General features: G+C 63.9%; 21 protein-coding genes. 10 read left to right on the top strand and 11 right to left on the bottom strand.

Annotation, left to right across the window (positions count from 1 at the left end; translation table 11 throughout):
• Positions 1–455 precede the first annotated feature (455 nt).
• The gene (locus CAG18_RS24675) at positions 456–1256 is read left to right on the top strand and encodes a cytochrome c (RefSeq protein WP_085721744.1); all 801 of its coding nucleotides are present in this window, start codon (positions 456–458) and stop codon (positions 1254–1256) included.
• A 123-nt stretch (positions 1257–1379) separates the two neighbouring features.
• Here the strand turns inward: CAG18_RS24675 and CAG18_RS24670 are convergent, their stop codons facing one another.
• The 4 genes from CAG18_RS24670 to CAG18_RS24655 form a co-directional block, all read right to left on the bottom strand.
• Positions 1380–1712, bottom strand: coding sequence for a ribonuclease E inhibitor RraB (locus CAG18_RS24670; RefSeq protein WP_003260395.1), 333 nt, complete (start codon positions 1710–1712; stop codon positions 1380–1382).
• A 176-nt stretch (positions 1713–1888) separates the two neighbouring features.
• On the bottom strand, positions 1889–2125 hold the full coding sequence (locus tag CAG18_RS24665; RefSeq protein WP_015269359.1) for a hypothetical protein: 237 nt from the start codon (positions 2123–2125) through the stop codon (positions 1889–1891).
• A 207-nt stretch (positions 2126–2332) separates the two neighbouring features.
• The gene (locus CAG18_RS24660; protein ID WP_015269358.1) at positions 2333–4408 is read right to left on the bottom strand and encodes an LTA synthase family protein; all 2076 of its coding nucleotides are present in this window, start codon (positions 4406–4408) and stop codon (positions 2333–2335) included.
• Between the two features lie 241 nt (positions 4409–4649).
• On the bottom strand, positions 4650–4841 hold the full coding sequence (locus CAG18_RS24655) for a PLDc N-terminal domain-containing protein (protein ID WP_012271091.1): 192 nt from the start codon (positions 4839–4841) through the stop codon (positions 4650–4652).
• A 125-nt stretch (positions 4842–4966) separates the two neighbouring features.
• Here CAG18_RS24655 and CAG18_RS24650 point away from each other — a divergent pair, with 125 nt between their 5' ends.
• Complete coding sequence (locus CAG18_RS24650) at positions 4967–5905, top strand: ZIP family metal transporter (RefSeq protein WP_039614928.1); 939 nt, start codon at positions 4967–4969, stop codon at positions 5903–5905.
• 122 nt (positions 5906–6027) lie between these two features.
• Here CAG18_RS24650 and CAG18_RS24645 read toward each other — a convergent pair whose 3' ends face one another.
• Together CAG18_RS24645 and CAG18_RS24640 are read right to left on the bottom strand one after the other, a co-directional pair.
• A complete protein-coding gene (locus CAG18_RS24645) occupies positions 6028–6558 on the bottom strand; it encodes a hypothetical protein (RefSeq protein ID WP_015269356.1) in 531 nt (176 codons plus the stop codon).
• A 60-nt stretch (positions 6559–6618) separates the two neighbouring features.
• Positions 6619–7143, bottom strand: coding sequence for an ankyrin repeat domain-containing protein (locus CAG18_RS24640; protein WP_015269355.1), 525 nt, complete (start codon positions 7141–7143; stop codon positions 6619–6621).
• Positions 7144–7408: 265 nt separating this feature from the next.
• Between CAG18_RS24640 and CAG18_RS24635 the strand changes: the two genes are divergently transcribed.
• A complete protein-coding gene (locus CAG18_RS24635) occupies positions 7409–7681 on the top strand; it encodes a DUF3509 domain-containing protein (RefSeq protein ID WP_013971511.1) in 273 nt (90 codons plus the stop codon).
• Positions 7682–7806: 125 nt separating this feature from the next.
• Here CAG18_RS24635 and CAG18_RS24630 read toward each other — a convergent pair whose 3' ends face one another.
• The 3 genes from CAG18_RS24630 to aroC form a co-directional block, all read right to left on the bottom strand.
• Positions 7807–8343, bottom strand: coding sequence for an oxidase (locus CAG18_RS24630; protein ID WP_085721743.1), 537 nt, complete (start codon positions 8341–8343; stop codon positions 7807–7809).
• Positions 8343–9497, bottom strand: coding sequence for an MFS transporter (locus tag CAG18_RS24625; RefSeq protein ID WP_015269353.1), 1155 nt, complete (start codon positions 9495–9497; stop codon positions 8343–8345). Before CAG18_RS24625 ends, CAG18_RS24630 begins: the two co-directional genes overlap by 1 nt.
• Positions 9498–9629: 132 nt before the next feature.
• Positions 9630–10721 (bottom strand): chorismate synthase, encoded by a 1092-nt coding sequence (gene aroC, locus CAG18_RS24620; protein ID WP_054572725.1) that lies wholly within the window; start codon positions 10719–10721, stop codon positions 9630–9632.
• Positions 10722–10851: 130 nt separating this feature from the next.
• On the opposite strand from aroC, the gene CAG18_RS24615 reads away from it, so the two are divergent.
• Together CAG18_RS24615 and CAG18_RS24610 are read left to right on the top strand one after the other, a co-directional pair.
• Positions 10852–11814: an alpha/beta hydrolase gene (locus CAG18_RS24615; RefSeq protein WP_038409098.1), complete on the top strand. Its 963-nt coding sequence runs from the start codon at positions 10852–10854 to the stop codon at positions 11812–11814.
• A 200-nt stretch (positions 11815–12014) separates the two neighbouring features.
• Positions 12015–12797 carry a hypothetical protein gene (locus CAG18_RS24610; RefSeq protein WP_015269351.1) on the top strand — a complete coding sequence of 261 codons (783 nt, stop codon included), beginning with the start codon at positions 12015–12017 and terminating at the stop codon, positions 12795–12797.
• Between the two features lie 109 nt (positions 12798–12906).
• Here CAG18_RS24610 and prmB read toward each other — a convergent pair whose 3' ends face one another.
• Entirely contained in the window at positions 12907–13815 is a 909-nt protein-coding gene (prmB, locus tag CAG18_RS24605; protein ID WP_015269350.1) for a 50S ribosomal protein L3 N(5)-glutamine methyltransferase, read from the bottom strand.
• A 180-nt stretch (positions 13816–13995) separates the two neighbouring features.
• Here prmB and CAG18_RS24600 point away from each other — a divergent pair, with 180 nt between their 5' ends.
• The 5 genes from CAG18_RS24600 (at position 13996) to CAG18_RS24580 (ending at position 16764) form a co-directional block, all read left to right on the top strand.
• Entirely contained in the window at positions 13996–14586 is a 591-nt protein-coding gene (locus CAG18_RS24600) for a cysteine hydrolase family protein (protein ID WP_015269349.1), read from the top strand.
• 86 nt (positions 14587–14672) lie between these two features.
• A complete protein-coding gene (locus CAG18_RS24595) occupies positions 14673–14993 on the top strand; it encodes a hypothetical protein (RefSeq protein ID WP_024086500.1) in 321 nt (106 codons plus the stop codon).
• Positions 14994–15156: 163 nt separating this feature from the next.
• Positions 15157–15717 (top strand): Smr/MutS family protein, encoded by a 561-nt coding sequence (locus CAG18_RS24590; RefSeq protein WP_013971503.1) that lies wholly within the window; start codon positions 15157–15159, stop codon positions 15715–15717.
• 70 nt (positions 15718–15787) lie between these two features.
• Positions 15788–16333 (top strand): GTP cyclohydrolase I FolE, encoded by a 546-nt coding sequence (gene folE, locus CAG18_RS24585; RefSeq protein WP_013971502.1) that lies wholly within the window; start codon positions 15788–15790, stop codon positions 16331–16333.
• A gap of 59 nt (positions 16334–16392) precedes the next feature.
• Positions 16393–16764, top strand: coding sequence for a glutaredoxin (locus CAG18_RS24580; protein ID WP_003260822.1), 372 nt, complete (start codon positions 16393–16395; stop codon positions 16762–16764).
• Between the two features lie 125 nt (positions 16765–16889).
• Here the strand turns inward: CAG18_RS24580 and CAG18_RS24575 are convergent, their stop codons facing one another.
• Positions 16890–17492: a glutathione S-transferase family protein gene (locus tag CAG18_RS24575; protein WP_015269346.1), complete on the bottom strand. Its 603-nt coding sequence runs from the start codon at positions 17490–17492 to the stop codon at positions 16890–16892.
• Positions 17493–17606 lie beyond the last annotated feature (114 nt).

Here is a 17606-nt window from a genome sequence, read left to right as displayed (position 1 = left end):
GCCGCACTGACGAACGGTCACATTTCATCGGTGCCCTGCTGGCACTTGCGCCACCGTCTAGCGAGAGCATGCCAGCCGGCTGGCACTTGGCCTCATAGCCCGAAGAAATTAATGACCGACAACATTAGAACAAAGGGTTCTCAAACATGGATGACGCACACCCTACTGTTGGTTGTATATCCACTTTCAAGAGGCAGGCAGTTCAGGCGTCACGCAACGCCACTGCGATCGACCCGAAGCGCGACAGGGAAGCCAACGGGTATTCAGGAATAACAACAAGAAGGCGGTCCGCCATGTTCAGACAATCGAAAATTCGCCAAGCTGGGCTCATTCTCTTCGCCACGACTTTGCTGCTGATCCTGCCGAACCTCACACGTTTGTTCGGTTGACTGCCGCTGTGGCGCCAACAGGCAACGCACAGGTAACCTGCTGGCCTTGATGGTCGGAGATTACCCATGCGCCACTGCCTTGCACTGTTAGTGTTGCTCCTGAGCCTGCCGCTATCGGCGGCGCAACTGCACCTTGAACTGGGCGCCACGACGCGCCAATGGAGCAGTGCAGAACTGCTCGACCACCCGCAGGCCCGGGATATCAGCATCGACCAGGACGTTTCCTACAAGCAGCCCATGCGTTATCGGGCTGTGCCGCTGGCCGCGCTGCTGGACGGCGTGAGCGCCAGCGACCACCTGCAGGCAGTGGCGCTGGACGGTTTTGCCGCCGAAATGCCCGCGGCGCCACTGTTGCAGCAGGGGCCGGCACAGGCCTGGCTGGCGGTGGAGGAACCTGACCGGCCATGGCCACCACTGGGCCAAGGCAAGCCGAGTGCAGGACCGTTCTACCTGGTGTGGACTGCACCGCAGGCCAGCGGTATCCGCCCGGAGCAGTGGCCGTTCCAGATTGCCACGATTCGCAAGCAGGCCTCCGTCGAAGCGCGTTTTCCGGCGCTGCTGCCCGACCCGAAGTTGCCGGCCGACAGCCCGGTGCGCCGAGGCTTTGCCTTGTTCCAGCAGAATTGCCTGGCGTGTCATAGGTTGAATGGCGCAGGGGATGCACAGGTGGGGCCGGACCTGAATATGCCGCACAACCCGACCGAGTATTTTCGGCCTGAATATCTGCGCCAGCTGATTCGTGACCCGCAAAGCCTGCGGCAATGGCCGCAGGCGAAGATGCCGGGGTTTGCAGAGAGTGTCTTGAGTGAACCGGAGCTGGATGAATTGCTGGCCTATTTGAGGCATATGGCTGGGCGCAGGCCTTGAGAACCTGGGGGCGCTTTGCGCCCCTTTCGCGACACAAGGCCGCTCCTACAAGGGTACGCGCACGCCTGTAGGAGCGGCCTTGTGTCGCGATGGGCCGCAAAGCGGCCCCAAACTCCCGAAATCTCAGGCTATGGGCCGCTCCTGCTTGACCCCCCACCCTTCCACCTCACCGCCATAAGGTGTCACCAGCTGCTCGAAGGCCTCTTCAAAGTCGCCAATCCCGCCATGCGTGGCATACATGACCTTGCTCAGTTCCAGATGCCATGCACCGTCGCCCAGTTCCTTGACCTGGGCATTCAGCGATTCACCGCGAAACTGCCCGGCCGCACGGCGGGCCCCTGCTTCGTCGGGGAATATGGCGTAGAACTCGATGGGATGGATCTGGGTGAAGTCGAAACCGCCTGCCTTCATCTGGCGCAGGACGTTGCTGCTGATATCGTCGTTCTGGCTGCTCATGAAACGTCCTCCTGAATAATGCGATGGATAGACTTTCCGTGCACTACGCACCTGCCGGCAGCGGCCGGGCAGTTCGAGCTGATGCAAGACGCGAAGGGGTGCGGTGCCGACCCGCAGAATAGGCCGGCACCTTCATGCAGCGTAGTGCCTGCCAGGGCACCACGCAAACGTGTGGTTCAGGGCGTTTCGTGGATGCTGGTGATGGTCACGCCACTCTGCTCCTTCAGCCAGCGTGCGGTGGGGGAAATGGTGCGGTCCTGGAAGTCGTTGAGGTCCAGCTCGTCCATCACCGGGAACAGGTGCGAACGGATGGCCCGCGCGGCGTCCTCTTCGCTGGGGCACTGGTCGCCGCGCAGCGTCAGGGTGGTGAGCACGCCTTTCTGGTCGGCAAAGATGACTTCCCACTCTTTCATTGAACGAACCCTCTCAGTCAACGAACACCAAGGTGTGTGATGCCTGAAACAAGTGACCTTGAGGTGGGGAGAATGTTCAGTCGGAGGGATTTGTGTTGGGCCCATTCGCGGGCACGCCCGCTCCCACAGGCCAACACAAGGTCCGAAACCTGTGCTGTACCTGTGGGAGCGGGCGTGCCCGCGAATGGGCCGTGAAACGGCCCCGACCTACTTCGGCGTGCCGTGCACTACACCGGCAGTGTTATCCAGCAAGCTCTTGGTCGCAGTCTGGATATACGCTTCCAGCTTCTTCAGCATTTCCGGCTGGTCCGGGCTTTCGATCAGCTCGGCCTTGAACTCGCTGCCCAGCTGGTAGCGGTACATGCGCGGGGTCATGTCCTTGGACTCGATCAGGATACGGTCGCCCTGTACCAGGCCGACGATCTGCTCGCTGCCCGATGGCTTGATCATGCCCATGCCCTGGTCGCCCTCAGGCAGGTTGAGCAGGTCGCGGCCCCAGCACTGGTGACGGGCCTGGCCACCCAGGCGGCCCATGATGGTCGGCACGATGTCGACCTGGGTGCCCACGGTGTGGTTGACCGCACCGAACTTCTCCTGGATGCCTGGGGCAATCAGCAGCAGCGGCACGTTGAAGCGGCCCAGGTCCAGCTCGGTGACCTGCTGGTGGTTGCCAAAGCCATGGTCGCCAACGATGACGAACAGGGTTTCCTTGAAGTACGGCTCCTTGCGCGCCTTCTCGAAGAACTGCCCCAGCGCCCAGTCCGAATAGCGCATGGCAGTGAGGTGCTCGTCCAGGCGGCCCTGGCCGGTTACCGGCTCTACCGGCAGGTCTTTGGGCAGTGCGTACGGGGTGTGATTGGACAGGGTCTGCAGCAGCGCGTAGATCGGCTTCTTGCCATCGTGCTTGGCTAGCTCTTCGGCACCGCGGTCGAACATGTCCTGGTCGGACACGCCCCAGGTCGGGTCGGAGAACACCGGGTTGACGAAGTCGTTACGGCCAATGAAGGTGGTCATGCCCTGGTTGCCGAAGAACCCGGACTGGTTGTCCCAGGCAAAATCGCCGTTGTAGACGTAAACGTCGTCGTAATCGCGGGCGCTGAGCAAGGCTGGCAGGCCGGAGAGCTTGTGGCCGCCTTCCGGGGTCTGCATCAGGTACTCGAAGCCTGGCAGGTTGGGGAAGCAGGCCATGGTGGCGAACATGCCCTGGTGGGTATGGGTGCCGTTGGAGAAGAAGCGGTCGAACAGCAGGCCCTCTTTGGCCAGCTTGTCGAAGTACGGGGTGATGTTGTTGGGGCTGCCCAGCGCGCCCACCGAGTGGCCGGCGAAGCTTTCCATCAGGATCACCACCACGTTCTTGATCGGCAGGGTGCGCTCGGCCGGCGGCACGAAGTCGCGGCGGATTGCAGCCTCGTCGGCATCGACCAGGGTGTCGTGGGCGGTCAGCAGCTGCTCGCGCACGCTCTGCGTGGCCACGTCCTGCTCCAGCACCGGCTTCCAGATGTTGGCGCGGTCTTCGCCGAAGCGGCTCTTGGCAGCATCGATCAGGGTCAGGGTGCCGTTCAGGCCCAGCTGGTTGACGAAGTTGGAATCGGTGGTGAAGGCATCACCCCAGCGCATCGGCGGGCCCTGACGCAGGGTGCCACGGGCGGCGACCACGGCCACCAGCAGGATCACCATGAACACCGCCAGGCGGTTGTACCACGGCGCTGCACGGCGCTGCAGGGTGACCTCGCCGGCACCGTTGCCACGGGTCATGCGGTCGATGCCCTTGAACAGCAGGCTCAGCAGCCAGGTGCCGAACAGCCAGGCCAGCAGGTAGCGCACCACCGGGAAGCCGTACCAGAGCATGCTCAGCACGGTCTTCGGGTCTTCCTTGATGTACTGGAACACCAAACCGTTGAGGCGCTGGTGGAACTCGCGATAGAAGTCCATTTCCATCAGGCCGAGGAACATCACCACGCTCGAGGTGATGGTCAGCCAGAAACGGAACAGGCCACGCCGGGCCATGGCCCAGGGACTGAGGATGGCCAGCAGCAGCGGAATGCTGATGTACACCACTACCCGCAGGTCGAAGCGCAAACCGTTGAGGAAGCCTTCTGCGACGGTCGCGCTGGGGGTATCGCCGATCATGTCGCTGTTGTAGACCAGCAGCGCCAGGCGCACGAGGCTGAGCATCAGCATGATCACCAGGCCACTGAGCAGGGTGTAGGCCAGGTGGGATTTCAGAGTGGGCGAGAACGACGCTCGCGCGCCCCGTTGCTTCAAGGCGTCTAGGTTAGCCATGAATGGGAAGGTCCTAGGATTGCGGGTTTGCGGAGATGGCGCAGGTGTATACCAACGCAGCATTGTGCGGGTGCGGATTCTGTTTAAACCAATGTGAAAATTTTGTCACGGGGGTGTTGCGGGTTTTGTCTGTTCCGGCCCTATCGCCGGCAAGCCAGCTCCCACAGGATCACCACAAGCCCCTGGCATTGTGGAGTACCTGTGGGAGCTGGCTTGCCGGCGATAGGGCCAGTACAGGCATTCAGATCCGCACATTCCCCCGCGGCCCGGCGATCGCCCAGATCACCAGGCCCACCACCGGCAGCAAGGCGATCAGCAGGATCCACAACACCTTGATGCCCACTTCACTGCCACTTTTGATCACATTCAGGATGGCCCAGATATCCAGCGCCAGGATGATCAGCCCGACCAGGCTGTTGAACGTCGACCCCATGCCAAAACTCCTGTCAAAGGCTTTGCTGCACAGCATAGTCAGCTATCAAGGCGATAGAAGGGAATCCTTGGCGATTGGCGCAGGTCCCTGAGTAGACTGCCGTTATTTACTGATTCGAGGTTCACATGCCCCCCGCCCACACTCAAAGCGCCGCCCCGACCTCGCTGCTGAACGCCTGGCGCCAGCAGGCCGTGAACACCCCGTGGCTCAGCGCCGGCCTGGGGTTGAGCCTGCTGGCGGTGTTGCTACTACTGGCCGCCAGCCTATGGAACGCAGTGAACGGCGACCATGCCGACAACCTGCACCTGGCCATGCTGGGCGGGTTGTCCGGCTTTGGCGCCACGGCGCTGGGCGCAGTGCTGGCAGTGGTGCTGCGCGATGTCAGGGCCCGCACCCAGGATGTGATGCTTGGTTTTGCCGCCGGCATGATGCTGGCGGCCAGTTCGTTTTCGCTGATTCTGCCGGGCCTGGATGCCGCCCGCGAAATTACCGGCAACGGCCCGGCCGCGGCCTTTACCGTGGTGCTGGGCATGGGCCTGGGCGTGCTGCTGATGCTGGGCCTGGACCGCTTCACCCCGCATGAACACGAAAGCACCGGCCCTTGCGGCCCGGAGGCCGAGCGCATCAGCCGGGTGTGGTTGTTCGTGCTGGCGATTACCCTGCACAACCTGCCTGAAGGCATGGCCATTGGCGTGAGCTTTGCCAATGGCGACATGAACATCGGCCTGCCGCTGACCAGCGCCATCGCCATTCAGGACATCCCCGAGGGGCTGGCCGTGGCGCTGGCCTTGCGCGCTACCGGGTTGTCGAACCTGAAAGCTGCGCTGGTGGCGATCGGGTCGGGGCTGATGGAGCCGCTGGGTGCGGTGATCGGCCTGGGGATTTCGACCGGCTTTGCCTTGGCCTACCCGGTCAGCATGGGGCTGGCGGCGGGGGCGATGATTTTTGTGGTGAGCCACGAGGTGATTCCCGAAACCCACCGCAATGGGCACCAGACGGCGGCGACCCTGGGGTTGATGGGTGGGTTTGCGGTGATGATGTTCCTGGATACCGCACTGGGCTGAAGTTCTGGGCTGACTGTACCGGCCCTATCGCCGGCAAGCCAGCTCCCACAGGTACAGCACAGGTTTCGAACTCTGTGGTGATCCTGTGAGAGCAGGCTTGCCGGCGATAGGGCCATCAGCCTTTAGATGTGTACAGCCACTTTCAATGCCTCCAGTGCCGGCTCGACCTTGATCCCCACCTCAGCCCCCAGCTCCAGCACCCGCGCCAGGTCGTTCTGCCCTACCATCACCATCTGCAGCTCGTCATCCAGCAACTGGCTGAAGTTGAGCAGCACATACCCGCCCGCCTCCTTGTTCAGCGCCCCCATCTGCACCTGAATGCGATTGAGCGCGGTCAGCGGCTCGGTGCGGGCCAGTTGTTTGGGCTTGAGGGTGAACGGCACGCTCTGGTCGAACGAATCGCTGATCTGCTGGAACAGGTCCTGGTAGCTGTCGGCCTGGAACACCACGGTGTCCGGCAGGCTGCCCAGCACCACCCATTCGCCCAGCGGAATGGGGAAGCTGTCGTCGTAGTTGATGTCGGGGTTGGCGGCCAGGAAGGCGGCGGGGTCGGCGTAGGCCTGGGCGGCCTCGTCGGCGATGCGCTCGATGTCTTCCTCGCGCATGCAGCCAGCGCCAATGAGGCTGATGAATTCGAGCAACTGAGTTTTCATGAAAGGGGGCCTGCGACGGGTGAAAAGTCGCCAAGGATAGCCGCAAATGCCCCCTTGCGGTTAGCCGGCCAGCACTTGCAGGCGCGCTGCGGCGTCCACGGCCCCCATGGTTTGCGCCGCCATCAGCGCGGTGGCACCGCGGGCATCCTGGCGCGCCGGGTCGGCGCCCTGGGCCAGCAGGTAGTCGAGGATTTCGCTACGGTTGAACATGGCCGCCAACATCAGTGCGGTGCGGCCATCCTGCGCGGCGGCGTCCACCGGTACTCCGTGCTCCAGCAACAGGCGAATCATGGCCAGGTCCCCCTTGAACGCAGCGCCGGCGATGGGCAGTTGGCCGTTATCGTTGGCAATCAGCGGGTCGGCGCCATGCGCCAGCAGCACACGCACTGCGTCGTGGTGGCCGTGGTAGCTGGCCAGCATCAGCAGGGTGTCGCCCTTGTGGTTGCGAAGGTTGGCCGGCAGGCCGCTGGCCAGCAGGCGCCCGAGCATCTCGGCATCGCCCTGGCGGGCACGTTCGAACACCTGCTCGGCAAAGGCGGCGGTCTCGTCGTCGGTCATGGTGGTGGGCGTGGGTTGGCTGGACATTTGGAACCTCCTGGCAGAAATCGTTGCCCAAGTCTTTGTCAGGCAAGGCTGCCGGGTCAAAGGTTCAGATTCTATCGGGGCGATAGCTGGCCATGGGTCGTGCAATATGCACTGTGCAAAATGCACGACCATGCAGGCTGCACGATAGCGCTTCGGCAAAAAACAAATAACTGACTGAAATTTAAGGATTTTTTCAGAAAAAGCTTCCTGGCACGGTCACTGCAACCATCAACTCACGTCTGCCACGCAACAGCCAGGAGTTGATATGGACCTCATCCAGGAAAAGTTCGTTTCGGTATTTTCTGCCTACCAGGTGAATACCCAGGCCCGCCCAGACGGCGGTGTGCTGCTGACCCTTCGCGCAGCTGATGGCAAGGTCACCCGCCGCGTGCTGACCTACGCGCAATTGCACAGTGCCGAGCAGCTGTCCTGGGCAATCAGTGCGATTCGCCGCGATTTGGCCGAGCAGGCCAGTGAATTGCCGGTGATTTCGATGCTGCAGAGCCAGCAGCGGTTTGCCCTGCCGACTTATCGCTGAGTTTTTTGTTGGTTGATCTGGCCTCTTCGCAGCACGAGGCTGCTCCTACAGGGCCCGCGCTGGCCTCAAGCTTCGCGTTTTACTTGTAGGAGCAGCCTTGTGCTGCGAAGAGGCCGGCAAAGCCATCACAACTCATCAATGCCCAGAAACGCCCGCGCAGTCACATCGCCGGTAAACCTCGGCTGCATCCCTTCCTCGCTGCCGTACAACCGCAACGCCAGGCAAAACGGCGCATCGCCCAGCTCGACCCAGCGCCGAGTCCCCGCCGGCACCACCAGCTGGTCACCCTTCTCGCACAGCACCGAATACACCCAATCCCCCAAACGCAGGCCAACCTGAGCCCGCCCGCTGACCACGGCGAACACCTCGTCGGCGTCATGCACATGCTCATCGCGAACGTCCACCTGCGCAGGGGCCGCACCTTCACGGTTGAGTACTACGAAAGCCTTGCTGCCATGCGCCGTCATCAACTGGTCAAGGTGCTCGCGACAGGCCTCCAGTACCTCCTCCTGGGCAGTGCCAGGGCGCACACGCAGGCCATGCTCGGCATGGGCAAAGCGCACGCCCTGCTCGGCCAGGGTGGCAACGATATCGTCGTGGTGGGTCAACACCTTGTTCGGCAGTTCCGGGCTGGAGGGGTGGAAAACGCTGAGAATGCTCATCAGGGGCGGGTCCTGGTCGGTTGCGAACAAAGGGCAATGATAACGGCTGCAGCCAAGGCTGCGGCACTGGCCATACCAAAGGTGAAGGTGGGCCCCAGCAGTTTCCAGCTGTAACCCGAATACAACGCCCCCAGCGCACCGCCAGTGCCCGACAGCGCCGCATACAGCGCCTGGCCCTGGCCCTGCTGGCGGGCGCCGAAACTCGCCTGGACGAAAGCGATGCTGGCGGCATGGAAGCAGCCGAAGGTGGCCGCGTGCAACACCTGGGCAAACACCAGCACCGCCGGCTCGCCGGCCAGGTTGCCCAGCAACAGCCAGCGCAGCGCCGCCAGCACGAAGCTGGCCAGCAGCACCCGCTGCACCGAAAACCGCGCGAAGATACGGCTCATGGCCATGAACACCAGTACTTCAGCCACAACCCCCAGTGCCCACAGCAAACCGATGGCCCCCCTGGCATAACCCAGATGCTCCAGGTGCAGGGTGAGGAAGGTGTAGTACGGCCCGTGGCTGAGTTGCATCAGTGCCACGCAGGCGTAGAACGCGACCACCCCGGGCGCCCGCAGCTGCTGCAGGAAACCGCCCGCGCCGCTGCGCTCGCCCTGCTCCACCGGCTGGGCATTGGGCACCCACAGGCTGGCGGCGACGATGCCGGCCATGATCGTGACCAGCGCCACCGGATAGATGTCCAGGCTCAGCCACTCGAACAGCCGGCCCAGGCCGACCACGGTGAGGATGAAGCCGATCGAGCCCCACAGGCGCACCTGGCTGTAGCGCGCGGTTTGCCCGTGCAGGTGGGCCAGGGTGATGACCTCGAACTGCGGCAGCACCGCATGCCAGAAGAATGCGTGCAGGGCCATGACCAGCGCCAGCCAGGCGTAGCTTTTGCCAAGGAAGATCAGGGCGAAGGTGGCCAGGGTAGATAGCGCGCCCAGGCGCACGATCAGCAAGCGCTGGCCAGTGCGGTCACCCAGCCAGCCCCACAGGTTGGGGGCGATGCAGCGCATGAGCATGGGGATGGCCACCAGCTCGCCGATGCGTGCCGGAGAGAAGCCCAGGTGGTCGAAGTACAGCGCCAGGAACGGGGCGGTGGAACCGAGCAGGGCGAAGTAGAACAGGTAGAAGCTGGACAGGCGCCAGTAGGGGATCGGTTGCATGGGGTGGCCTATGGGGTTGCCGGTACTGGCCCTATCGCCGGCAAGCCAGCTCCCACAGGTACCCCACAATGTTCAGGCTTGTGGTAATCCTGTGGGAGCTGGCTTGCCGGCGATAGGGCCAGTGCAAGCGAATCAGAGCTGGCCCAGCACCGGGGTATTCACCTTCACATCGGCATTCTGCGCGCGGTGGCGCAGCAGGTGGTCCATCAGCACGATGGCCATCATCGCCTCGGCGATCGGCGTGGCGCGGATGCCCACGCACGGGTCGTGGCGGCCTTTGGTGATGACGTCCACCGGGTTGCCGTCGATGTCGATGGAGCGGCCCGGGGTGGTGATGCTGGAGGTCGGCTTCAGCGCCAGGTGGGCAACGATCGGCTGGCCCGAGGAAATACCGCCGAGGATGCCGCCAGCGTTGTTGCTGAGGAAGCCTTGCGGGGTCAGTTCGTCACGGTGCTCGGTGCCGCGCTGGGCCACGCTGGCGAAGCCGGCGCCGATTTCCACGCCCTTGACCGCGTTGATGCTCATCAGCGCGTGGGCCAGTTCGGCGTCGAGGCGGTCGAAGATAGGCTCGCCCAGGCCCGGCATCACGCCTTCGGCGACCACGGTAATCTTGGCACCCACCGAGTCCTGGTCACGGCGCAGCTGGTCCATGTAGGCCTCCAGCTCCGGCACTTTGCTCGGGTCAGGGCTGAAGAAAGCGTTCTGCTCCACCGACTCCCAGGTCTTGAACGGGATTTCGATCGGGCCCAGCTGGCTCATGTAGCCGCGCACGGTGATGCCTTGGGTGGCCAGGTATTTCTTGGCGATGGCACCGGCGGCCACGCGCATGGCGGTTTCGCGCGCCGAGCTGCGGCCACCGCCGCGGTAGTCGCGAACGCCGTACTTGTGGTGGTAGGTGTAGTCGGCGTGGGCCGGGCGGAACAGGTCCTTGATCGCCGAGTAGTCCTTGGACTTCTGGTCGGTGTTGCGGATCAGCAGGCCGATCGAGCAACCGGTGGTGCGGCCTTCGAACACGCCGGAGAGGATTTCCACCTCGTCGGCTTCCTGGCGCTGGGTGGTGTGCCGGCTGGTGCCGGGCTTGCGCCGGTCAAGGTCGTGCTGCAGGTCGTCGAGAGAAATCTCCAGGCCCGGTGGGCATCCATCGACAATGGCGACCAACGCCGGGCCATGGCTCTCGCCAGCGGTGGTGACAGTGAACAGCTTGCCGTAGGTATTGCCGGACATGGACGCTCCGCGAGATCTGCCTGAAGTGAACGAAAGCGGCAGTATACAGATGGATTGATCGCCTGTGCTGGCCTCTTCGAACCTTCCCGCAAACACTGGGTCAAACCCTCATCTCCCCATGTAGTACCGCATGATGTCGCGCCTCGTCGCCCTCTTCTTCCTGCTGTGCACCGGCCTGGCCCAGGCCGCCGCCCCCACCGTGCTGCAACGCCCGATCGACCTCGATACCGGCCAGGGCGTGCTGCACGGCAGCCTGCTGCTGCCGCAACAGCCAACCCCGCCACCGGTGGTGCTGATCATCGCCGGCTCCGGCCCCACCGACCGTGACGGCAACAACCCGGCGTCAGGCCGGGTCGACAACCTCAAGCGCCTGGCTCTGCTGCTGGCCAACGAACACATCGCCAGCGTGCGCTACGACAAACGCGGGGTGGCCGCCAGCCAGCCGGCCACGCCCGACGAGCGTGACCTGAGCGTGGAGCGCTATGTAGCCGACGTGGTCGCCTGGAGCCGCAAGCTCAAGGCCGACCCGCGCTTCGGCCCGTTGATCCTGATCGGCCACAGCGAAGGCGCGCTGATCGCCAGCCTGGCCGCCGAGCAGGCCGGCGCCAGCGCGGTGATTACACTGGCTGGCAGCGGCCGACCGCTGGCCGACGTGCTGCGCGAACAGCTGGCACAGCGCCTGCCACCGGCACAACTGGCCGGCGGCAGCGCCCTGCTCGACCGCCTGCAGGCCGGGCAGACCAGCCTGGAGGTACCGGCGCCGCTGCGTCAGGTGTTCCGCCCAAGCGTGCAGCCCTACCTGATTTCGCTGTTCCAGCAAAACCCGGCGGCGGCCTTCGCCCGCCTGCCCATGCCCGCGCTGATCGTGCAGGGGCGCAACGACGTGCAGGTGGGCGTGATCGACGCCGAACGACTGAAGGCGGCCAAGCCGGATGCACAACTGGTGCTGATCGATGGCATGAACCACATGCTGCGCATCAGCCCCAAGGCAATGAGCCAACAGCGCGACAGCTACCTCAACCCTGAACTGCCGCTGGCAAGGGAGCTTGGCGAGCAGATTGTGACGTTTATCCAGCATTTGCCTTCTGCCTGACCCTCAGGTCTTGGCCGGTACGGCCGATATTTCAGTATTAGCGGAACTTTGGGGCCGCTGGCGCGCCCCATCGCAGGCAAGCCAGCTCCCACAGGAACACGATAGGCCTGAATGCCCTGCGGTCCCTGTGGGAGCTGGCTTGCCGGCGATGGGCTGCGCAGCAGCCCCTGCCGCATGCCCGTACCCAAGGACAAGCCCTGATGACAACCGCCCCCGCCGCCGTAGAGCCAGCCGAAGAGCCCGAGGAAAGCCCTGCCCTGCCCTGGGCCGATCTGGCCGCCGAACATTTCCAGCTGTTGCGCCTGGCCGCCCTGCCCACCGACCGCAACACCGGCGCGCGGCCCCTGCGCTTCGTGCAGTTCGGCTATGCCGAGCGCCACGACAAGGCCCACAGCCTGCTGCGCATGGAAATCCAGCTGCCCGGGCAGAAGGTGCACAAGGAACAGAACCGCCTGGACATTCGCGTCGACCACTCCGCGCGCCTGGTGCGCATTGGCAATGAACACGGCCTGCAACTGGAGCCGCTGAACCGTGGCATCGGCCGCTTCCTGCTGGCCCAGGCCGCGCAGTGGCTGCAGCGCAAGTGGTCGCACTACCGGATCGAGGGCATGGCGCTGCCGAGCAAGGATGCGCTGAACGAAGACTCACGCCTGCGTCGTGACCACTGCCTGCGCGCGATGGGTATCGGGGTGGAGTACGAGGACAGCCAGCATCTGAAGGGTCGTACCGTGGAAATGACGGTGGGCGAGCTCAAGGGGGCGTGGAACAGCGAGCGCTTGCAGCGAGTGGGGATACTGGATGCTGCCGGCCTGCTGCAGCAGGCTGACCAGCAGTTGCAGGAGAAGGAAGGGCAACTGCGTGAGCGGGATGAACGGGTTGCCAAGTACCAGCGTGAAGACAGCGGGTTGCGCTTTACCATTACCTGCCTGGTGGCGTTTGCGGTGTTCCAGGCGGGGTTGCTGATCTGGATTGCCACGCGCTGAGACCGCGTCGCCTAATTCGCGGGTAAACCCGCTCCCACAGGGTCCGCGTCGCACCTGAGGGCAACGCTATACCTGTGGGAGCGGGTTTACCCGCGAAGAGGCCCTGGAATCAGACCCGGGCCTTGAACAGTTCCTGATGCTGGCGGCACTGCTCGGCAGTCAGCATGAACACCCCGTGCCCACCGCGCTCGAACTCCAGCCAGGCAAAGTCCACCTCGGGGTACAGCGCCTCGACATGCACCTGGCTGTTGCCCACCTCGACAATCAGCAAGCCCTTGTCGGTCAGGTGGTCCGCCGCCTCGGCCAGCATGCGCCGCACCAGGTCCAGGCCATCGTTGCCGCAGGCCAGGCCCAACTCGGGCTCGTGGTGGTACTCGGCCGGCATGTCGTCGAAGTCTTCGGCATCGACATACGGCGGGTTGGACAGGATCAGGTCGAAACGCTGCCCCGGCAAACCGCCAAAACCGTCGCCCTGCACGGTGTACACGCGCCCGTCCAGGCCGTGGCGTTCGATGTTCTGGTTGGCCACTTCGAGCGCTTCGAACGACAGGTCGGCCAGCACTACCTCGGCCTCGGGGAACACGTCGGCGGCAACGATGCCGATGCAGCCAGAACCGGTGCACAGGTCAAGAATGCGCGCCGGCTCGCTCGCCAGCCACGGCTCGAAGCGTTTCTCGATCAGCTCGCCAATCGGCGAACGCGGCACCAGCACGCGCTCGTCGACGATGAACGACATGCCGCAGAACCAGGCTTCGCCCAACAGGTAGGCGGCCGGCACGCGTTCTTCGATACGGCGCTTGAGCAGGTGCTGCAGGCGTACCCGCTCGTCGTCCTCGAGCATGCAGTCCAGATAGCTGTCGGCCACCTCCCACGGCAGGTGCACCGCCCCCAGTACCAGCAGGCGGGCCTCGTCCCAGGCGTTGTCGGCACCGTGGCCGAAGAACAGGTCGTGCTCGTGGAAGCGGCTGACCGCCCAGCGGATGTAGTCGCGCAGCGTGCGCAGGCGGGATGTGATCACGGGGTACTCCTAATTCAGACCGGACAAAAGTCTAACAGCCCCACCCGCACATTTGTTCCTTTGCCTTACCCAATGGCTAGCCACAAGCCAGTAACCATGCCGCTTGCGTTGTCAACCATTCCCATTGGCGCCAAGGCAGGGGAGAATAGGTATACAAAAGCCCTATCCAAGGAGCCCTTGATGTCCGTTCCAACCACGATGTTTCGCCTCACTGGCCGCGACTACCCGCCGGCCAAGCTGAGCCACGCCAGCCTGATCATCATCGATGCGCAAAAGGAGTACCTCAGCGGGCCCCTGGCGCTGTCGGGCATGGACGAGGCCGTGGCCAACATCGCCAGGTTGCTCGACGCCGCGCGCAAGAGCGGCCGTCCGATCATCCACGTTCGCCACCTGGGCACTGTCGGTGGCCGCTTCGACCCACAAGGGCCGGCCGGCCAGTTCATTCCGGGGCTGGAGCCGCTGGAAGGCGAAATCGTCATCGAAAAACGCATGCCCAATGCATTCAAGAACACCCAGCTGCATGAGACCCTGCAGGCGCTGGGCCACCTGGACCTGATCGTCTGCGGTTTCATGAGCCACTCCAGCGTCAGCACCACGGTACGCCGCGCCAAGGACTATGGTTACCGCTGCACCCTGGTGGAAGACGCTTCGGCGACCCGCGACCTGGCATTCAAGGATAGGGTGATCCCGGCCGCGCAGATCCACCAGTGCGAAATGGCCGTGATGGCCGACAACTTCGCTTGCGTGGCCCCCACCGCCAGCCTGATCTGAGCGGCTGAGCACAACCGCCCGGCAGCCGGGCGGAACCCGATGGGCGGCCCCAGGTCGAATTCCGGATATCCACAGAGGAGAGCGGAATGAAGCTCAAAGGCAGTTTCGACGCCAAGCGCCTGCGCCCGCGCGAACCGCGTAACTGGGGTGCCCGCCTGGCGGCAGGCCTTTCGGCCATGCTGGCGACCCTTGGCGTGCTGCTGGCGATGGCCGGCGTTGCCGGCCTGCTGGGCAACTACCCTGCCCTGGCGGAGCTCAACGCCAACAAACCGCTGGCCGGCATCCTCACCGTTGCCGGTTTGCTGCTGCTGTGGCTGGGCGTGCGCTTCTGGCGGCGCAGCCGCATTCGCCTGCGCCGCGGGCGGGAACTGAACCTGTCGCCGCACCTGATGAAGAAGCATGACTGAAAGCTGTACCGGCCCTATCGCCGGCAAGCCAGCTCCCACAGGTACCCCACAAGTCCTCAGGCCCTTGGTAATCCTGTGGGAGCCGGCTTGCCGGCGATAGGGCCCACACAGGCTGCACAAGGCCCCACAGTCGCGTAAACTACGCCGCCCACGTGGAGGCATCATGCAAGACGACGATTTTTCCCTGTTCAAGGCCGAAGTGCGCGGTGTCAAACCGATCAGGCACGACCGCGCCGAAGTCGGCAAGCCCAAGGCCGACCGCCAGAAGCTGGCCGGCCTGCGTCAGGCGGCGACCGTGCGCAGTGACAAGGCGCTGGTGATCGACGGCATGTCCGACCAGTTCGTCATCGACGTTGGCGCCGAAGACGAGTTGCTGTGGCGCCGCGATGGCGTGCAGGAAGGCCAGCTGCGCAAGCTGAAGCTGGGGCAGATCCCGTTCGAGGGCAGCCTCGACTTGCATGGCATGACCGTTGAAAAGGCCCGCGAAACCCTGTGGGACTTCATCGCCGAGGCCACCAGACTGGAAGTGCGCTGCGTGCGAGTTACCCACGGCAAGGCCGCGCGCCTGGACGGCAAGCGCCCGATGATCAAGAGCCACGTCAACACCTGGCTGCGCCAGCACCCGCAGGTGCTCGGTTTTGCCTCGTGCAGCGCCCGCCACGGCGGCACCGGCGCGGTGTATGTGATGCTTAAGCGAACCATGCTCGAAGGCCGCGACGAGTAACGCCGCGCTTGCAGCGCCGCTCTCACCGCCGTACCCTTCGTTTTTGCGATTTTTTCCCACAGGTAGATCCATGTCCCTGGAACAGAACTACACCGAGATCCTCAGCCAGATTGGCGAGGACGTCTCCCGTGAGGGCCTGCTCGACACGCCCAAGCGGGCTGCAAAGGCGATGAAGTACCTTTGCCGCGGTTATGAGCAAACACTGGAAGAAGTCACCAACAACGCGCTGTTCAGCTCTGACAACAGCGAAATGGTGCTGGTCCGGGACATCGAGCTGTATTCGATGTGCGAACACCACATGCTGCCGTTCATCGGCAAGGCGCACGTGGCCTACCTGCCCAAGGGCAAGGTACTGGGCCTGTCGAAGGTGGCGCGCATCGTCGACATGTACGCTCGCCGCCTGCAGATCCAGGAAAACCTCAGCCGCCAGGTTGCCGAGGCCGTGCAGCAGGTAACCGGTGCCGCCGGCGTTGCCGTGGTCATCGAAGCCAAGCACATGTGCATGATGATGCGCGGTGTCGAGAAGCAGAACTCGACCATGATCACCTCGGTGATGCTGGGTGAGTTCCGCGAAAACGCCGCCACCCGCAGCGAGTTCCTCAGCCTGATCAAGTGATTGGCTGCTGACCCCGAGCCGACCCTGCCGGGTCGGCTTTTTCATTTCAGGAGTTGCCCATGATCGTCAAAGCCCTGCGGGTTGGCCTCGGCCAGCTCATCGTGTTCGGCGACTGGATCAGCCGCCCGGCCAAGCGCAAGCGCGACGCCGCCGCCCAGGCCCGCGTCGAGCAAGCGGCCCAGGGCCTGGCGCTGTACCAGTTCCACGCCTGCCCGTTCTGCGTCAAGACCCGCCGCACCCTGCACCGTTTGAACGTGCCGGTGGCGCTGCGCGATGCCAAGAACGACCCGGTGCACCGCCAGGCCTTGCAGGAAGGTGGCGGCCGGGTGAAAGTACCGTGCCTGCGTATTGAAGAAGCGGGCAAGGTGACCTGGATGTATGAGTCCAAGGCGATCATTGCCTACCTGGATGAGCGGTTCGCTTCGGCCTGACCGTTTGCCGGCGGCCTGTGCCCGCCTCTTCGCGGGCACGCCCCACAGGTTCACCACAGGGCTGAATATTGTGGAATACCTGTGGGAGCGGGCATGCCCGCGAAGAGGCCGGCACAGGCTATAAACTAGCCCACCATCGGCACATGCCGCGGGTGGCTGCTGACCCGCTCCAGCCAGGCCCTCACTGCCGGGTAGTCGGCCAGGTCGAACCCGCCCTGCTGCGCCACGTGGGTGTAGGCATACAACGCCACATCGGCAATCGAATACTGCTCGCCGACCAGGAACGGCGTCATCTGCAGCTGCCGCTCCATCACCTTCAGTGCCTTGTAACCGCCCTTGTGCAGCTTGCGGTACTCCTCCAGTCGCTCGTCCGGCAACCCCAGGTAGAACTGGATGAAACGCGCCACGGCAATGTACGGCTCATGGCTGTACTGCTCGAAGAACTGCCACTGCAACACTTGGGTGCGCAGGCGTGGCTCGGTGGGCAGGAACTCGCTGCCATCAGCCAGGTAGTTGAGAATGGCATTGGACTCCCACAGGTAGCTGCCGTCTTCCAGCTCCAGCACCGGTACCTTGCCGTTGGGGTTCATCGCCAGGAACTCGGGCGTTTCGGTCTCGCCCTTGAGGATGTCCACCGGGTGCCATTCATATGGCCGGCCCAGCAGGCTCAACATCAGCTTGACCTTGTAACAGTTGCCCGACTGGTAGTCGCCGTAGACCTTGTACATCGCCCCTCTCCCCCTCTATGCCAAAGATCTCGCCTGGCCCTGTAGGAGCAGCCTTGTGCTGCGAAGAGGCCGTTACAGGCGCAGCACCTGCATGGGCTGAAACGGCCTCTTCGC

The organism is Pseudomonas sp. B22(2017) (assembly GCF_002113105.1).
In the GTDB taxonomy this organism is placed as follows: Bacteria; Pseudomonadota; Gammaproteobacteria; order Pseudomonadales; family Pseudomonadaceae; genus Aquipseudomonas; species Aquipseudomonas asiatica.
This window is presented reverse-complemented; position numbering and strand designations above follow the sequence as displayed.

Coding starts and splice junctions, on each gene's coding strand:
- CAG18_RS24675 (WP_085721744.1), top strand. CDS start 456: ATGCGCCACTGCCTTGCACTGTTAGTGTTGCTCCTGAGCCTGCCGCTA.
- CAG18_RS24670 (WP_003260395.1), bottom strand. CDS start 1,712: ATGAGCAGCCAGAACGACGATATCAGCAGCAACGTCCTGCGCCAGATG.
- CAG18_RS24665 (WP_015269359.1), bottom strand. CDS start 2,125: ATGAAAGAGTGGGAAGTCATCTTTGCCGACCAGAAAGGCGTGCTCACC.
- CAG18_RS24660 (WP_015269358.1), bottom strand. CDS start 4,408: ATGGCTAACCTAGACGCCTTGAAGCAACGGGGCGCGCGAGCGTCGTTC.
- CAG18_RS24655 (WP_012271091.1), bottom strand. CDS start 4,841: ATGGGGTCGACGTTCAACAGCCTGGTCGGGCTGATCATCCTGGCGCTG.
- CAG18_RS24650 (WP_039614928.1), top strand. CDS start 4,967: ATGCCCCCCGCCCACACTCAAAGCGCCGCCCCGACCTCGCTGCTGAAC.
- CAG18_RS24645 (WP_015269356.1), bottom strand. CDS start 6,558: ATGAAAACTCAGTTGCTCGAATTCATCAGCCTCATTGGCGCTGGCTGC.
- CAG18_RS24640 (WP_015269355.1), bottom strand. CDS start 7,143: ATGTCCAGCCAACCCACGCCCACCACCATGACCGACGACGAGACCGCC.
- CAG18_RS24635 (WP_013971511.1), top strand. CDS start 7,409: ATGGACCTCATCCAGGAAAAGTTCGTTTCGGTATTTTCTGCCTACCAG.
- CAG18_RS24630 (WP_085721743.1), bottom strand. CDS start 8,343: ATGAGCATTCTCAGCGTTTTCCACCCCTCCAGCCCGGAACTGCCGAAC.
- CAG18_RS24625 (WP_015269353.1), bottom strand. CDS start 9,497: ATGCAACCGATCCCCTACTGGCGCCTGTCCAGCTTCTACCTGTTCTAC.
- aroC (WP_054572725.1), bottom strand. CDS start 10,721: ATGTCCGGCAATACCTACGGCAAGCTGTTCACTGTCACCACCGCTGGC.
- CAG18_RS24615 (WP_038409098.1), top strand. CDS start 10,852: ATGATGTCGCGCCTCGTCGCCCTCTTCTTCCTGCTGTGCACCGGCCTG.
- CAG18_RS24610 (WP_015269351.1), top strand. CDS start 12,015: ATGACAACCGCCCCCGCCGCCGTAGAGCCAGCCGAAGAGCCCGAGGAA.
- CAG18_RS24600 (WP_015269349.1), top strand. CDS start 13,996: ATGTCCGTTCCAACCACGATGTTTCGCCTCACTGGCCGCGACTACCCG.
- CAG18_RS24595 (WP_024086500.1), top strand. CDS start 14,673: ATGAAGCTCAAAGGCAGTTTCGACGCCAAGCGCCTGCGCCCGCGCGAA.
- CAG18_RS24590 (WP_013971503.1), top strand. CDS start 15,157: ATGCAAGACGACGATTTTTCCCTGTTCAAGGCCGAAGTGCGCGGTGTC.
- folE (WP_013971502.1), top strand. CDS start 15,788: ATGTCCCTGGAACAGAACTACACCGAGATCCTCAGCCAGATTGGCGAG.
- CAG18_RS24580 (WP_003260822.1), top strand. CDS start 16,393: ATGATCGTCAAAGCCCTGCGGGTTGGCCTCGGCCAGCTCATCGTGTTC.
- CAG18_RS24575 (WP_015269346.1), bottom strand. CDS start 17,492: ATGTACAAGGTCTACGGCGACTACCAGTCGGGCAACTGTTACAAGGTC.